13 protein-coding genes are annotated in these 14,206 nt (G+C 33.1%); 9 read left to right on the top strand and 4 right to left on the bottom strand.

Going from position 1 to position 14,206, the window contains the following annotated elements:
- Window position 1 precedes the first annotated feature (1 nt).
- The 3 genes from ABH955_RS14025 (at window position 2) to ABH955_RS14015 (ending at window position 4,191) form a co-directional block, all read left to right on the top strand.
- Complete coding sequence (locus ABH955_RS14025; protein ID WP_404491224.1) at window positions 2-916, top strand: hypothetical protein; 915 nt, start codon at window positions 2-4, stop codon at window positions 914-916.
- Between the two features lie 238 nt (window positions 917-1,154).
- On the top strand, window positions 1,155-2,003 hold the full coding sequence (locus tag ABH955_RS14020) for a hypothetical protein (RefSeq protein ID WP_404491223.1): 849 nt from the start codon (window positions 1,155-1,157) through the stop codon (window positions 2,001-2,003).
- 1,081 nt (window positions 2,004-3,084) lie between these two features.
- Window positions 3,085-4,191 carry a metallophosphoesterase gene (locus tag ABH955_RS14015; RefSeq protein WP_113936559.1) on the top strand — a complete coding sequence of 369 codons (1,107 nt, stop codon included), beginning with the start codon at window positions 3,085-3,087 and terminating at the stop codon, window positions 4,189-4,191.
- A gap of 74 nt (window positions 4,192-4,265) precedes the next feature.
- Here ABH955_RS14015 and ABH955_RS14010 read toward each other — a convergent pair whose 3' ends face one another.
- A complete protein-coding gene (locus ABH955_RS14010) occupies window positions 4,266-5,156 on the bottom strand; it encodes a CPBP family intramembrane glutamic endopeptidase (protein WP_002087088.1) in 891 nt (296 codons plus the stop codon).
- 577 nt (window positions 5,157-5,733) lie between these two features.
- On the opposite strand from ABH955_RS14010, the gene ABH955_RS14005 reads away from it, so the two are divergent.
- The 5 genes from ABH955_RS14005 (at window position 5,734) to ABH955_RS13985 (ending at window position 9,425) form a co-directional block, all read left to right on the top strand.
- On the top strand, window positions 5,734-6,291 hold the full coding sequence (locus ABH955_RS14005) for a TetR/AcrR family transcriptional regulator (protein WP_002087086.1): 558 nt from the start codon (window positions 5,734-5,736) through the stop codon (window positions 6,289-6,291).
- A gap of 14 nt (window positions 6,292-6,305) precedes the next feature.
- Window positions 6,306-6,668 (top strand): DMT family transporter, encoded by a 363-nt coding sequence (locus ABH955_RS14000; protein ID WP_016093107.1) that lies wholly within the window; start codon window positions 6,306-6,308, stop codon window positions 6,666-6,668.
- On the top strand, window positions 6,665-7,081 hold the full coding sequence (locus ABH955_RS13995) for a YvaD family protein (protein WP_016093106.1): 417 nt from the start codon (window positions 6,665-6,667) through the stop codon (window positions 7,079-7,081). Before ABH955_RS14000 ends, ABH955_RS13995 begins: the two co-directional genes overlap by 4 nt.
- Window positions 7,082-7,351: 270 nt before the next feature.
- Window positions 7,352-8,329, top strand: a complete 978-nt coding sequence (locus ABH955_RS13990) for an HD domain-containing protein (RefSeq protein ID WP_404448325.1) — start codon at window positions 7,352-7,354, stop codon at window positions 8,327-8,329.
- Between the two features lie 484 nt (window positions 8,330-8,813).
- The gene (locus ABH955_RS13985; protein WP_061674920.1) at window positions 8,814-9,425 is read left to right on the top strand and encodes a hypothetical protein; all 612 of its coding nucleotides are present in this window, start codon (window positions 8,814-8,816) and stop codon (window positions 9,423-9,425) included.
- A gap of 67 nt (window positions 9,426-9,492) precedes the next feature.
- Here ABH955_RS13985 and ABH955_RS13980 read toward each other — a convergent pair whose 3' ends face one another.
- Together ABH955_RS13980 and ABH955_RS13975 are read right to left on the bottom strand one after the other, a co-directional pair.
- Entirely contained in the window at window positions 9,493-10,614 is a 1,122-nt protein-coding gene (locus ABH955_RS13980; protein WP_404491222.1) for an anti-sigma factor, read from the bottom strand.
- Between the two features lie 5 nt (window positions 10,615-10,619).
- The gene (locus ABH955_RS13975) at window positions 10,620-11,105 is read right to left on the bottom strand and encodes an RNA polymerase sigma factor (RefSeq protein ID WP_002125854.1); all 486 of its coding nucleotides are present in this window, start codon (window positions 11,103-11,105) and stop codon (window positions 10,620-10,622) included.
- Window positions 11,106-11,241: 136 nt separating this feature from the next.
- Here ABH955_RS13975 and ABH955_RS13970 point away from each other — a divergent pair, with 136 nt between their 5' ends.
- Entirely contained in the window at window positions 11,242-12,144 is a 903-nt protein-coding gene (locus ABH955_RS13970; RefSeq protein WP_404491221.1) for an AraC family transcriptional regulator, read from the top strand.
- Between the two features lie 318 nt (window positions 12,145-12,462).
- On the opposite strand, the gene ABH955_RS13965 is transcribed toward ABH955_RS13970, so the two are convergent.
- Complete coding sequence (locus ABH955_RS13965; RefSeq protein WP_404491220.1) at window positions 12,463-14,205, bottom strand: ATP-binding response regulator; 1,743 nt, start codon at window positions 14,203-14,205, stop codon at window positions 12,463-12,465.
- Window position 14,206 lies beyond the last annotated feature (1 nt).

The raw sequence follows: 14,206 nt of genomic DNA, 5'->3' as shown, positions 1-14,206 counted from the left end.
TATGAAAAAACTAGTATTTAATAAGCGGATGGATTTTTCATGTGTAGAAGGGGAAATTCTCTGTATTGCAACGGGAAATAAACAAGATATTATAATTTTAGTATTGGATAAAAAGGTTACAGACATTTATTATTATAAAATTATACACTCGTTGAAATCTGGCGTTTTGAAACAATATACTATAGAAAATAATCAATATTTTAACTTCATTCAACCTTTAGGAGAAAATTGGATTTTGGTTAAAAGTTTCGTTGAGAAAAAGGAAGATACAACGGCTACAATTTTTGATAAAAAAGGAAATATCATTACTTCATATTATTTGGGAAATGGAATAAAATATTTTCAAGTTGATGAAGAAGAACATTTATTGGTTGGCTATAGTGAAGAAGGTATATTTACTTCTGTAGATGAATTGTTTATTTCAGATGAAGAGTTCGATTCGATAGATTGGGAAAATATATATGATACTAATAAATTGGAAAAGAGCGGACTAGCTATTTTCTCTAAAAATGGCGATTTAATTACTAATGAATTCAATAATTCAATAAGGAGATCTGTCTGTGATTGTACAGCAATACATATACAGAAGACAGGGAATATTTTAATGTCTTACTATAACGAGCAAGGAACACATACATTCACACAAATTAATAAAGAACGATATGAACAAGTTATTCTGTATGAAACAGCATTGAATCATACATCACTATGTTTAAAAATAAAAAATACTATTATCTTTGATGTAGATACTAATCAAATACATGCATATTCACTTGCAAATAAAAAAATATCAACTTTATTAATAGTAGATAGTGATGGAAATCCTATTCAATTTGAGTATATTTTTTCAAGGGATCAAACAATATATGCTGTTAAAGAGAACAGCGTATATTGTTGGGAGCAACATGGAATTTAAAAAGATAGAGAATAAATAGGGAAATGATTTGTAATTACTTTTGGTATTTATGGTGTTGGTACTTACTTGTATATTCGGTTTGCTTTTAGAGGCTATTAGTTTAGTAATTGGGAAGGAAGAAGATCTTTTACTATTAGAAAAACAAGTGAAAGAGGCGAAAGCGTCAAACTTATTAAGATTCAGGAGGTTTAATGCTTATTTTTTTATGTTCAGAATAAATGAGAGGGTTTTGATGTATATGAAAGATATTGTGTGTAAAGAGTTAATAAGTTTTAAGTCTATTGTTGAAGCCTATCAGTTTAAAAAAATGAGTTTGGATTATAAACAAAATGTAATGTTACTAGTACAAGACAAGCAGAATCGACCTTGTATTATTTATTTGGATAAAAATAATGTGAATATAAGTAAATTCAATTTAAACGTAGATATCGATGTTGAATCTGTCCAATGTATGCAACGAATTGGAGAGAGATGGTTACTTATATTTAATTATGAAGAAGATAATGCGGTTATTTATAATTCGGACGGAAGTGAACATTGTAAGTTTTATGCCGGAGAAGGGATTCAAGATTGTCAGGTTGATGTGAATGAAGATATATGGGTTAGTTATTGTGATGAAGGGGTTTTCGGAGAGTGCCCAATTGGAGTAAATGGTATAGTTGCTTTTGATTCTAAAGGTCAATTTATTTTTGATAGTTATGATCAATATGTAGAAAAATATAATATACCTTATATAGATGATTGTTATGCAATGAACGTTATAGATGGAGACGTTTGGCTCTATTATTATTCAGAATTTCCTTTAGTTCAAATGAAAGATAAAAAAATTCATATGTCATGGAATGAAATAAATTTAATTAGGGAAATATGGTCGGAAAGTTTTGCGGTCGCTCAAGATAAAGTAGTATTCATTACTCTAGACAAAAAGTTGGTTGTTTATGATTTAAATAATAATCATGTGCATGATATGAATCTTCGTAATGAACTAGGAGAACCGATTCAATTTGTTATTTATTATAGCCGCGGATCTGTTATGTATTTTCAGACGGATGATACGCTATATTATGTTGAGTTACTTAATATATGAGGATGATAAATATGAACGAACGATTAAAGAGAATTGCAATGTTAAGAGAAAGGATTGTCTTTATACGCAGGGTTTTATCTTTGGTATTCTACAGGTAAACATAATTATAAACAGCAAAATAGGCCAGCCTATAACAAGGAATATGTGAATAAAGCTGCTAGAAAAGCAGGTTAAAATTAAGTCTCAAAGCATTTGTGGGCGTTAGATTAATAGAAAATGCTTATGTTTTGGATAGGCAGTATACAAAGGACATAAACAAACATATAAAAACTAGCGTTAAAATAATAAAAAATCCAGAAAGTGATCTTGGTGAATTTGATGATGAATTTTAATAGTATAGACAATTTATTTTTGATACTTTTAAAGTATCCAGTACGTATAATTTTAATATGTATTGGAATCGGCTGGATTTTTAAATGTATCAAACAAGGTTTCTTATTTTCAGCCGCACTTATGTTAACGATACTTACACTACTTTTTATTGTTACATTTACAGACATATTAGCGTCTGTTTTAAATGGTATTCCCCTTGCTATACAATATAGTGGTGTAGTATTTTTGGTAATACTATCATGTATTATATTTGACTATGAATCTTCTCGTCAGTGAACTACTCACAACTTATCGTTCTTGCAGACTGTTTTCTATGTATGTGTGTTGGGATAGCCAGTGGGATTTAAAAAAAGAAAAGTAGCTCTTATAATTAAGTGAAAATATAGCGAAATCAGCGGTCAAAGGAGCGCTATTCACTGGTAGTAAAGCTGGTGGAGGGATAGGACTGATTCCGGACGTGGCGGTTTTTGTAGATGGATATTATAAGGTGTATAAAAAAGGATATACGGATTATAGACCGAAAAAAACTAATTCTAAGAAAAGGTGGTTTTAATATATCAGTTACAAAAAAATGTCCGATTTAATGCCAGAGGATCACAAATAGCAGGTTACTATAAAGAAAACCTGTAAAAATAACTTTGTGCTGTAGCAGATAAAGCAGCTTATTACGGTCCGTTTGGAATGCTTAATATTTACGTTATTGGTACATAACAAGATATAATAGAAGAAATCAATAAGGAGGCTAGCAGTGAAAAATTTTCGTTATCTCAATATATTCACTATTTTAATTGTATACACACTACTCATGTTTTACATCGGCTGGAACGGATGGATTTGGCTCAGTACGGTGTTCGGCTGGGAATCTTGGGGATATTACGCTTTCATAGTCGGATTTATTTCATATGCGTACATTCTCGTACAAGTGTTTAAATTCCTTCCTTTCCTGCGAACGGTCGGTTCAATTTGGTTTGCGGTTATACAATACGCGCTTATGTTATTGCCGTTAGCCGATATTACAGTTTTCCTTCTACAGTTTTCAATGGAGAAAGAGACGGCAATTGTTTGGACAGGATTGGCCGTGTTACTTGCGTTCATCTTTATTTTTGCGTATGGAGTATTCAACGCATATAGTCCAGTAGTAAGAAAGTACGAAGTGCACATACCGAAAAAAGTAGAAGGGCGTAAAAGTTTACGCATTGCGATGGCCTCTGATATGCATTTCGGTAAACTGTCTGGAGTTGCTCATTTAAAGAGACTCGTTCGTCATGTAAATGAAATGAAACCCGATATTATTTTACTGCCGGGTGATATTATCGATGATCATCCAGGTGTGTTCATTCAAAAAAATATGGGACCAATCATGAAACAGATGAAAGCTCCATTAGGCGTATATGGTGTGTTAGGAAACCATGAATATTACGGCCGAGCTGTTCCTGAGTTTTTACAAGAGATGGATAAGATTGATATTCGTATTCTTTTAGATGAAGTCATTACAATTGAAGATGATTTTTATCTCGTCGGAAGAAGGGATAAAACAGAGCGTGATCGTCAAAGCTTTGAAAATCTAATGAGTACGGTAGATAAATCGCTTCCTGTTATCGCAATGGATCACCAACCATTTGAATTAAAACAAGCAGCGGATGCTGGCGTTGATTTACTACTATCCGGTCACACGCACCGCGGACAAATGGCACCGAATCATATTGTAACGAGAAGAATGTACGAACTAGACTGGGGATACGCACAAAAAGGTGCATTCCACGCGATTGTTTCTTCTGGGTTTGGATTCTGGGGACCACCATTAAGACTTGGAAGTAGGTCGGAAATTGTACAGGTGGAGGTTACTTTTGCATAGGGTTATATATAAAAGGGACTATACATGATTAATATGTATAGCCCATTTTAGTTTTTATTTCGCAATCGCGCCCTTTACTTGAATATAATCTCAATTAGTTGTTGTGGATGTGCATTAATTAGTCCATGGACAATAATAATTGCCCATACCTTGCGATAACGTGCCCACAAACATCCTAAGAATAGACCTACGATACCATGGTTTGCAATGACCGTAGCTGTATCAACATCCCAATGACCAGAGCCGTGTAATGCGATATGCCAGCTCGCCCATAACAATGAAGTAAGAAGAATAGCCGGCCAAATACCTAGTAATAATTCCAAACGTGTTTGCAACCAAACCCTATAAAAAAGCTCTTCAAGTACACTATTTATAAGAAACCCTACGAGTAAAATTAAGATTAAAACCGTGGGTTCCATTCTCGCTGAAACAAATGGTGTAGAGAATGTAGAAAAGAAGTTGAAGTAACCCCAGATTATAATGACAATAAGTGGTGTAAAACGATACCATCTATTATTCTCTATTGATTTTACAGATCTTGGTCGCTCTTTTTTAGGGTTACTTTTATAAAACAAAAGAAGCATTAATGGGGTGAATAATAATAAAATAATTTTAAATATCATAAACCACAATTGTAATGCCATCTCTTCAAAGTTCGTGGTGAGAAGACTAATCGTGAAGAGGGATCCACTCAAGAATAAGACAATAGCTTGAATCATGATGCGCCTTGGTTCAGACTGTTGAAAGGGATTATAGTTTTTATGATGAAATGGTAAGAAACGGACAAGGAGTATACCGACAATAACAGGGATCCACTTGTTCCAAAAAGGCATCGTGCCCTTATGATCTCCACTATAACGAATGTTTGTTTCTCCAGTCCATATAAGCCAAAGAGATGAAAGAAAAATAATAAGCATAATTATCCCACCAATTAACTTCCCCGCTTTTGGAAAATAACTACTCATAGTTATCCGACCTTTCATACTATAATTATAAATTAGTTTCCAAGTGGCTTCGTTCGCTGCATTGTACCTATCATTATTTAGGTAATATTTTTTGATGAAATTCAATAATATACTTATGTTATCAAATTTCTAACAGTATGCGACGTAATTCCTAAAAACTATAGAGTTGCGTTTAACTTTATCTAGAGCTTCATGTATCAGTATTACCCTGCAAATTAACCCGATTGTTGAACAGTCAGGTATGGCCCCTTATTTTTCATAAACCTCTGCATAAACAAATTGTAACTGTGCATGTAGTTTTTTACTTTCCGCATCTAATTTCTTAAATTTATGTGATCAAGATACTATAAATGCACCTTTATCGTCCTCAGTAATCTTATATTTTACCAGTTTTTGGTTTGCTGAAACAACGATTGAGATATTAAATAGCTGAACTAGGAGAACTAACAGACGCGATTTTAATTCGTTAAATAAAAGAGGGTTTGTGAAATACTAGTTGTGTAGGTAGTGTTAAATATTGTAAAATAAAATGGTACCAATAAAACTGAATGGGTACCAAGGGTTTAGGGGGCGGATTATGAAACAAAGAATATTAACAGAAACAATTTATCAAATTCAAACGAAGGGATTTACATTTACAATTAGTGACTTAGCAAAACAATTAGCTGTGAGTAAGAGGACAATCTATGAGCACTACTCTTCAAAAGATGAGATAGTAGATGAAGTTATTCTCAATGTTATAGAAAGTATTCAAGAAAAGGAAAAAAATATCGCTGAAGATGATACGTTACAAACAGTTGAAAAAATAAGAAGCATTTTAATTTGCACTCCACAACAATTTAAATTCATGGATGCACGTTTATTAGTAGAACTAAAAAAGAACCATTATAATCAATGGTTGAAATTAGATCAATTTTTACGTGAAGGTTGGTCTACTGTAATACGGTTAATAGAGGAGGGAATGAGGGAAGGGAGTATTAGACAAATTCAAGTTCCGTTTTTTATTGAAGTATATTTAGGAGCACTGAATCGCATATATGATCCTATGTTTATTGAAAAGAGTGAATATACATTAGGAAGTATGCTTGAATCAATTATGGACATGTTGTTGTATGGAATTTCCAATTCGAAATAGAAGGTGGGAGAATAATGCAGTGGATTTATTTATGCTTCGCAATTTTATTTGAAGTAGCTGGTACAACTGCGATGAAACTATCTGATGGATTAACGAAACTTGTCCCAAGTATTCTTATTTTTGTATTTTATGTAGTAAGTTTTTCATTTCTGTCATTTACATTAAAGGGGATGGAGATGTCCGTTGCATATGCAGTTTGGTCAGGTATGGGAATTGTAACGATTACAATAATTGGTTTTGTTTATTTTGGAGAAAGTATCAATGTAATTAAGATACTAGCGATTCTTTTTATTTTAATTGGAGTTGTAATCTTAAATTTTAATAGTGCAGCACATGAAGAGAAGAAAAAAGAAGTGGTGGAGGAGCATGTACATTGAACCGTTTAAAATATTTTTTCCTTATTACTGATATTGGGTTCGTTATGTATTGGTTCATAACAATTTTTCATATGATTCCACAAGAATATTTGTTTAAAGATTATCAAAATCCTATTTTAGTGGCATGGAATTGGTCTTTTCTACCTTTAGATTTATTAATCTCGTTGACGGGATTCTTAAGTTTGTATTTGCACTTTAAACAAAATCCTATTTGGAGCCATTTTGCGTTCGTATCATTAATTTTAACTTTTTGTTCAGGATTACAAGCTCTAGCATTTTGGACAATCCGTTTAGATTTCGATATTTCTTGGTGGATTCCTAATTTATATTTATTAGTTTATCCATGTTTTTATTTAAAAATTATTTGGAGAGAGTGTGGCTGGCATGAGATAAGAGAGAAGAAAATTCAATAGGTATAATCGGAGTGGAGGAAGAAAAGGAACTCGCCACATCGCCATCAAGTTAAGAAGTACATTGTTTCGCGAAATAAAAAAACGAACTGAATTCCCATGGACAACTATGAAGAGATAAAATTTTCTTTTTGGGATACTTTAATATCTTAGCTTGATAGAAATGAAAGTCCCCACATTTTTCAATAAAAAAAGGCTCCATATAAGGAGCGCTCAATAAAAACAAATGAATTAAAACAAATAGAAGACGCTGCTTAAAAAGGGGGATTTTAAGTGATCATATCAGATGTCATATACGGTGAGTTTAAAGTAGATAAAGTGTTAGAAGAATTAATTTTAAGTAAACCTGTGCAAAGGCTGAAAGGGGTTCATCAAGCCGGAGCAAGTTACTTAATGAATGAGAAATGGAATGTAACACGTTTTGATCATTCAGTTGGTGCTATGTTGTTAATTAAAAAGCTTGGTGGTTCAGTAGAAGAACAGATTGCTGGTTTACTGCATGACGTATCGCATACTGCTTTTTCTCATGTGATTGATTATGTTTTTGATAACGAAAATGAAAGTTATCATGAAGAAATATTTAGTGCTGTCGTGAAAAACTCGGAAATTCCGGCGATTCTTTCAAAACATGGTTATAACTATGAAGATATTTTGTTAGATGATTCGAAGTGGACATTACTTGAAAGATCTGCGCCAGAATTATGTGCAGACCGAGTGGATTACACATTACGGGATATGTTTACATATGGATATATTTCTTTAGAAGAAGTTCATAGTTTTTTAGAGGACTTAATCGAAGTAGATGGGAAAATGGTTCTTCAAAGTATCGAAATGGCAGAGTGGTTTACGAAGACGTATTACAAAGAAGTAATTGATTTCTTTATGAAACCAATGAATATTTATGGAAACGATATGTTAGCTAAAACGTTAAAATTAGCTCTTCATAAAAAGATAATCCATCCAGATGATTTTCTTCTTGAAGATCATGAGCTTATTACGAAATTGCGGCTATGTAAAGATCAAGAAGTAGATGCTTTATTAAGAAAAGTTCATCCAAGTATAGAAGTAAAAGAAGATAGAAATGAGTATGATCTACATCAGAAAAATAAAGTGCGTCTTATTGATCCTCCATTACTTCGTGAAGGTGAAGTTGTTCGATCGTCTGTTGTATCGGAAAAAATAAGACAGATGAGCGATATCGCTTATGAAAAGGCGATAAGAGGGATGTATGTGAAAGTGATTTCTAATTAGTTTATTTGTAATAGGAAAAGGTGTCATCAATTATGATGACACCTTTTCGCTTTAAAGGGTTGTTCGTATGGAAATGTGTTACATTTTTACGAGACTATAATATTTTACCAGAGAAATACCTTTTATAGTAAAAAATAAATTTTATAAAGTTTTCCATTGAAAATAATTTGTGAAAAAAGTACTAATTTTTAATGTGACAAAAATAATATATTTTTCAATAATCGCTTTAGAATCTTTCGTTCTTTATATATGGATTGTTATATTTTTTAAGGTAATTTAAAGGTTTTTGTCGTTTTTTGTTGTAATTTTCATATTATGATAAACGTAATGTTCGGAATCAGCCATTATAACAGAAAAAATTTTAAAAAACAGAATTGAATCATATTGCTTATTTTAATATAATTTATTTGTTAATTAATAACATATTTAGGGTATGATTCTTTATTGCGGTGAGAATTCTTTTTAGCATAGGAGGATTTACAGAATGGTTAAAACGGCAAAACCTGAAATGATGAATGAATTAAAAGAAACAGTTTACAAATTCTTTCCGAAAAATATTGTGAAAGAAGAAGGATTGTACGAGGAGTCCAAAGAACATAAAAAGTTTGTAGACTTGAAAGAGAGTTTTATAAAAAACGAAAGCTCTCAAAAGGAAATTTTGTCTTTAATCGAGTCAACATTTTGTGATTATCACGTGTCAGACTATACAGATTTAAACCTATATAATTGTCTAGAATATAATGTGTTACTAAATGGAAAAGAACCGATGTTAAATGATGATATTGATTGGATACGAAAATCAAGAGGTGAGCGCCTTGATTTAGGGGTTTTTGTTAGCTTACTTGATAAATATTATTATTACTACGTATTAAAAACAACATATGATGAAGATGTAAGGGAATGGACTTTTGAAACAATCGATGTAGAAATGGATACCATTTGTGAATTTGAGAAACTAATGAATACAAAAGGATTTGTAAGAGTAGAACGAGAGGTTGCTAGAACTGCAATTCCTGATATAGAAACAGAATGTTTACGTATGGGGGAAGTTAACGTATTCCACGCTTTATTCACGGATTCTGTTAGTGAAATATAGGTTTTAAATTATTAAAAAGGTTGTGTAGAAAATAGCTGCTATTTTCTACACAACTTTTTCATTTTCACTAATCAAACCAATTCCAAACCTCAATATCTCCAAGAGTCGCATAACGTACGTGCGGGGAGTTTTGTAATTTTAATAATTCTTTCGACGGCCCAGTAATGACAATGCCGTATACTTTTACGCCGTTATCTTTTACATATTTATAACGTTTATCTAAGTTTAGTTCTTTCTCAGGAAGTGCTGCTATTTTACTTACCGTTTTTTTATGGATAGAAAGGACGCGCATCATTTCGATTACTTGATCTTCTGGCGTTTTGTACTTGTCTGCGTTACTACCTAGAAATCTTACATGTTCTGGAAATCCTATAGCTTCTCCGCCATGTAAGATATAGTCATCTACATTTTTTCTTTCTTGTCCTGTATCTAAAGCGTACCATACAGGAGTTGGAGGGAGTTCTTGTGCTTCGAATATGCTATATAAAAGCGGTTCTAATTCTTTTAAAGTGTAAGTTTTATCAAAAGAAATTGCTACTTCTGCAACGGTTCCCTCATGTACCTTTGCAAGTGTATCCCAAACCTTTTTAGATGCTTCTTTCAAATAATCACCTTGTTTTATTTTTGGATGAACAAAGTGGATGTTCGGTTGATAGTGCATGTTCACCCAAGATTTATGTGTGATATTTAAAGAAGATAAGAAGCTGCTCGTTTCTATTGTACCGAGAGGCATTTCTTTTTTACCAATCGTTTTGACTAAATCAAATTGGCTGTTAGTTCGAAAGAAAGCTTCTACACTTGTTCCGCCCCCCATGACGCGGCTATTTGGGATAGTTGCTTCAAGCGCAAGAGAAGGAACATCTCTTATTTCTTTTAGCCTTTTATCATTATCAGCTTGAAAGTAAAAGGCAGATAATACCCCGCCAATCATATATATAACGATACAAATTGCTAGTATAAAACCAACCGTTTGTAACCGATGTTTCCACTTAATCCTCCAAAAAGGAACTTTAAGATCTTTTGGCGGTAACCTTTTCTTAACGGGTTCGGTCTTCGCAAGCAACTCATCCAAATGCACTTCACACTCTTCGCAAGTCTCAATATGACTTTCTAGCTGCTCTTGTTCATCATGTGTGAGCGTTCCTTTTTCGTACTTCTCCCACAGTTTTTTGAATTTTTCACAACCCATCTGTATCACTCCTTTATGCTTTTCGTTTCTTTTCGTCCTCTGTGTAATTCAATTTTTACTTTTGCTAACGAGAGACCAGTCATTTCTGCTATTTCCTTATAAGAGAATCCGTAGTAATCTCGTAGTAGTAACACATTTCGTCTTTCGAGCGGAAGAGAGGATATACTTTGTAACCAACTAGCAATCTCATGTTTTACGAAATAAGAGTGTTCTGTACTTGGCACGTTTGGTAAATGGAATTCTTCAATTTGCGTTGTTTTATACTTCTTTTCTTTTCGGTACCAATCGATAAAGGCGTTGTAGGCGATTGTAAATAACCACGGCCTAATTTCTTCTCCTTTATAATAGTCAATATGGACGAGCATTCGATAAAATGTTTCTTGCATGAGATCTTCAGCACTATGAGAATCTCCGGTTAGGGAGAGAAGATAGCGAAATAAATCTTGCATATGCTCTGAGTAAATTTCTTCTAATGATTGTTTACGTTTCACTACATTTCCCTCCCTTCATACATAACAACGAAATACATATAAAAAAGTTACAATTTTTACGAAATTATAGTAAAAAACGTCAAGAATTGGATAGGATTCTCTTTTATCATAATACATATAAGGCGGGTGAACAGAGATGGAAAGCTATGAAACACAAATTCAAAGGTCAATTGATTATATTGAGGAAGATGTAATGGAAAAACAAACGCTGCGTAATTTAGCACGTGTTGCAGGTTTTTCTGAGTCGCATTTTCATCGTGTATTCCAGGCGTTAGTAGGCGATACAGTAATGGAGTATGTTCGAAAGAGGAGGTTAGCCCGGGCAGCTTATCAACTTTCTCATACGGATGAAAAAGTTATTGATATCGCATTTGAGCATGGCTTTCAATCTCACGAAACGTTCACGAGAGCCTTTAAAAAATTATTTCAAATGACACCAAGTGAATATCGAAAACAAGAAATTGAAACACCAATGTATTATAGAGTGAATGTGAAACAAAGAAAATTAAATCCATATTTAGGGGGCATACAAATGGAATATCGTATTGTAAATAAACCAGAATTTTTAATGGCGGGTTATGAGCTGAAGACGACAAGTAAAGAAGGAAAAAACCATCAAGATATCCCAGCATTTTGGGAAGAATATTTACAAAAAGATCTTGGAACGACGATTCCGAATCGTAAAGATACGAGCCAATGGGTAGAGCTAGGATTATGTACTGATTTTAATTTAGAAACAGGGGACTTCACTTATATTATTGGAATGGAAGTTACAGACTTTGAAAATGTACCAAATGAAGTTGCAAAGCGTACATTCCCATCCGCAACATATGCAGTATTTACAACGCCGAAAGTTCCTCATGAAGAAATGGTATCGTCTATTCACCAAACGTGGAATGCTGTATTCTCAGAATGGTTCCCGCATTCAGGATATGAACATTGCGGAGTTACAGAGTTTGAACAATACGATGAGCGTTGCCATGCAGATAAGAGTGAATTTGCTCAAGTTGAGCTTTGGATACCAGTGAAGAAGAAGTAATAGGAGGAAAAGCGAGCCACTGAGTGGTTCGCTTTTTTATTTCGTAAAAACCTGATTGTTGAATCGTTGTTTGTAAGAAATATGAAACAGCTGCTCTTATAATATAGGTTGCTATATTTGACGATTTTTGTCGGTAAATCGATATATCTTGAAAATCGCTGATATAATTCGAGTTACGGTTGATATATTTAGAAAATCATCGATATAATTTCATTTACCGAAAAACTTCCCCAGAAAAGAAAAAATAAAAGATACTCAACAAAATTTCCTTCACGAAATAATGATCCAAAAAAGAAAAGGCGCCATATAGCGCCTTTTCTACGAACTAAACGGAAACACAAGTATAATCGTCGTTCCTTTTCCAAGTTCACTATCAATGAAAATCGTTCCGTTATGGGCATGAACGAGCTGTTTTGTAATGGCGAGACCAAGTCCAGTCCCGATGTTGCTTTCTTCTGTATTCGTTCCTCTGTAATATCGCTCGAATAGAAGTTCTTTCGTTTTATCATCCATACCTTTTCCATTATCTGAAATAGATAGTGTAAATGAATTTGTATTTTGCGAAAGTTTTACGATTACGTTTGTCGTTTCATTATTATGTTTTACAGCGTTTGCGAGTAGGTTTTCGATAATACGTTGGAACCATTTTTCTTCAATAAAATATTGGATTTTGCTTGAACTTGGCACGAATTCAATGTTTTGATTTTGGAGTGTCGGGTTATTAATAAATTGTAATAGTACTTTTCGGACGAACTGATTAATTTCAACATTTACGTGTTGCGCAGGAAGAGTATCATTTTTTAATTGATATGTTAAGCTTAAGTCGTCAATTAATGTAGTCATATATTGAGATTTTTCTTTCATTACATGGCCAAATTGTTGAATGTCTTGATCCGTCCAATTATATTGCTTCGATTCTAGTAATAATGCATAGCCGTATATAGAGCTAAGCGGTGTTTTTAGATCATGCGTCAGGCCGGTAATCCACTCTTCACGTGTTTGTTGCAGTACTTTTCTCATTGCATCGTTCTTTTTCAAAGTAATAGAAAGGTGCTCTAGTGAGTTTGTAACATCTTTAAATATGCGGAACGACCATTTTTCTTTACCGGAGCGCCGAAACCGAACAGGTTTGCCTTTTTTACTAACAGGTTCTTCATATTTTCCTCCGGCTATGTTTTTAAGCCAGCGCATCGTGTGTAATAAAGGCTTTCCAAACTTATTTCCATACCAAATTGAAAGAATGACTAAATAAACAAACACAATAAGGAGGATTAAGCTGCATCCGATTAGAAGTTTCTTGGTAAATATATCATCTAATTCATCATCTGGATAATAATGAGCGTTTGGGGCGGATACAACGACGAGATGACCGCTATTTGAATCGTAAAAACTAGATGTATTTTCTTTATAATTCCACGGTTCTTTTTCATTAAGAGCCGTTTTTATAGCCGAAAATGTTTTTTTCTTCCCAGTTGGATAGGAAAAAACTTCTTCGCCATTGTTATTAAATATTTGCAGTGTTGCTTTTTCTTTAGAAAGTAATTGTTTTTCTTGTTCAGTTAATGCAAATTCACTTAATGATAAAGAAGGGTGTCCTTGTTGTATCGTTTTTAGTAATGCATTACTTTTTAGTTTGGCACCGTAAATAACGATCACTGGTTTCTTTTCTAATTTAATTTCCCAATAGTTAAATTTATAAATATTGTTGTTGCTATTCTGTAAATACGTAAGTAAGGATGTCTTTGTGTAAGAGGTCGGAACATCGTTAGGCGTATTAAAGTTGTAAAGGACCTTTCCATCTTCATCTACAATTTGAAGCCAATCACTCTTTTCTGTTATTAAATCTTTTACCTCAGATTTTAAAGTAATGTTATTGTCTTCAGAAGAAATATATTCGGAGATTGTAAAGGTATCATAATCAGAAATATTAGGTTCATATAAAGTACTATTAAGAAGAAAAATTAAATAAGAAAAAGAAGCAATTACTGCGATAAGTAACGTAACTAAGACAAAAACGTGTTGTAAAATAAACTGGATTATAAGTCGTTTATTAAAATTCATA

It is taken from the genome of Bacillus sp. RC240, from assembly GCF_044907945.1.
In the GTDB taxonomy this organism is placed as follows: Bacteria; Bacillota; Bacilli; order Bacillales; family Bacillaceae_G; genus Bacillus_A; species Bacillus_A mycoides.
The sequence above is the reverse complement of the archived record's forward strand: the minus strand, read 5'-3'. Positions and strand labels throughout refer to the sequence as shown.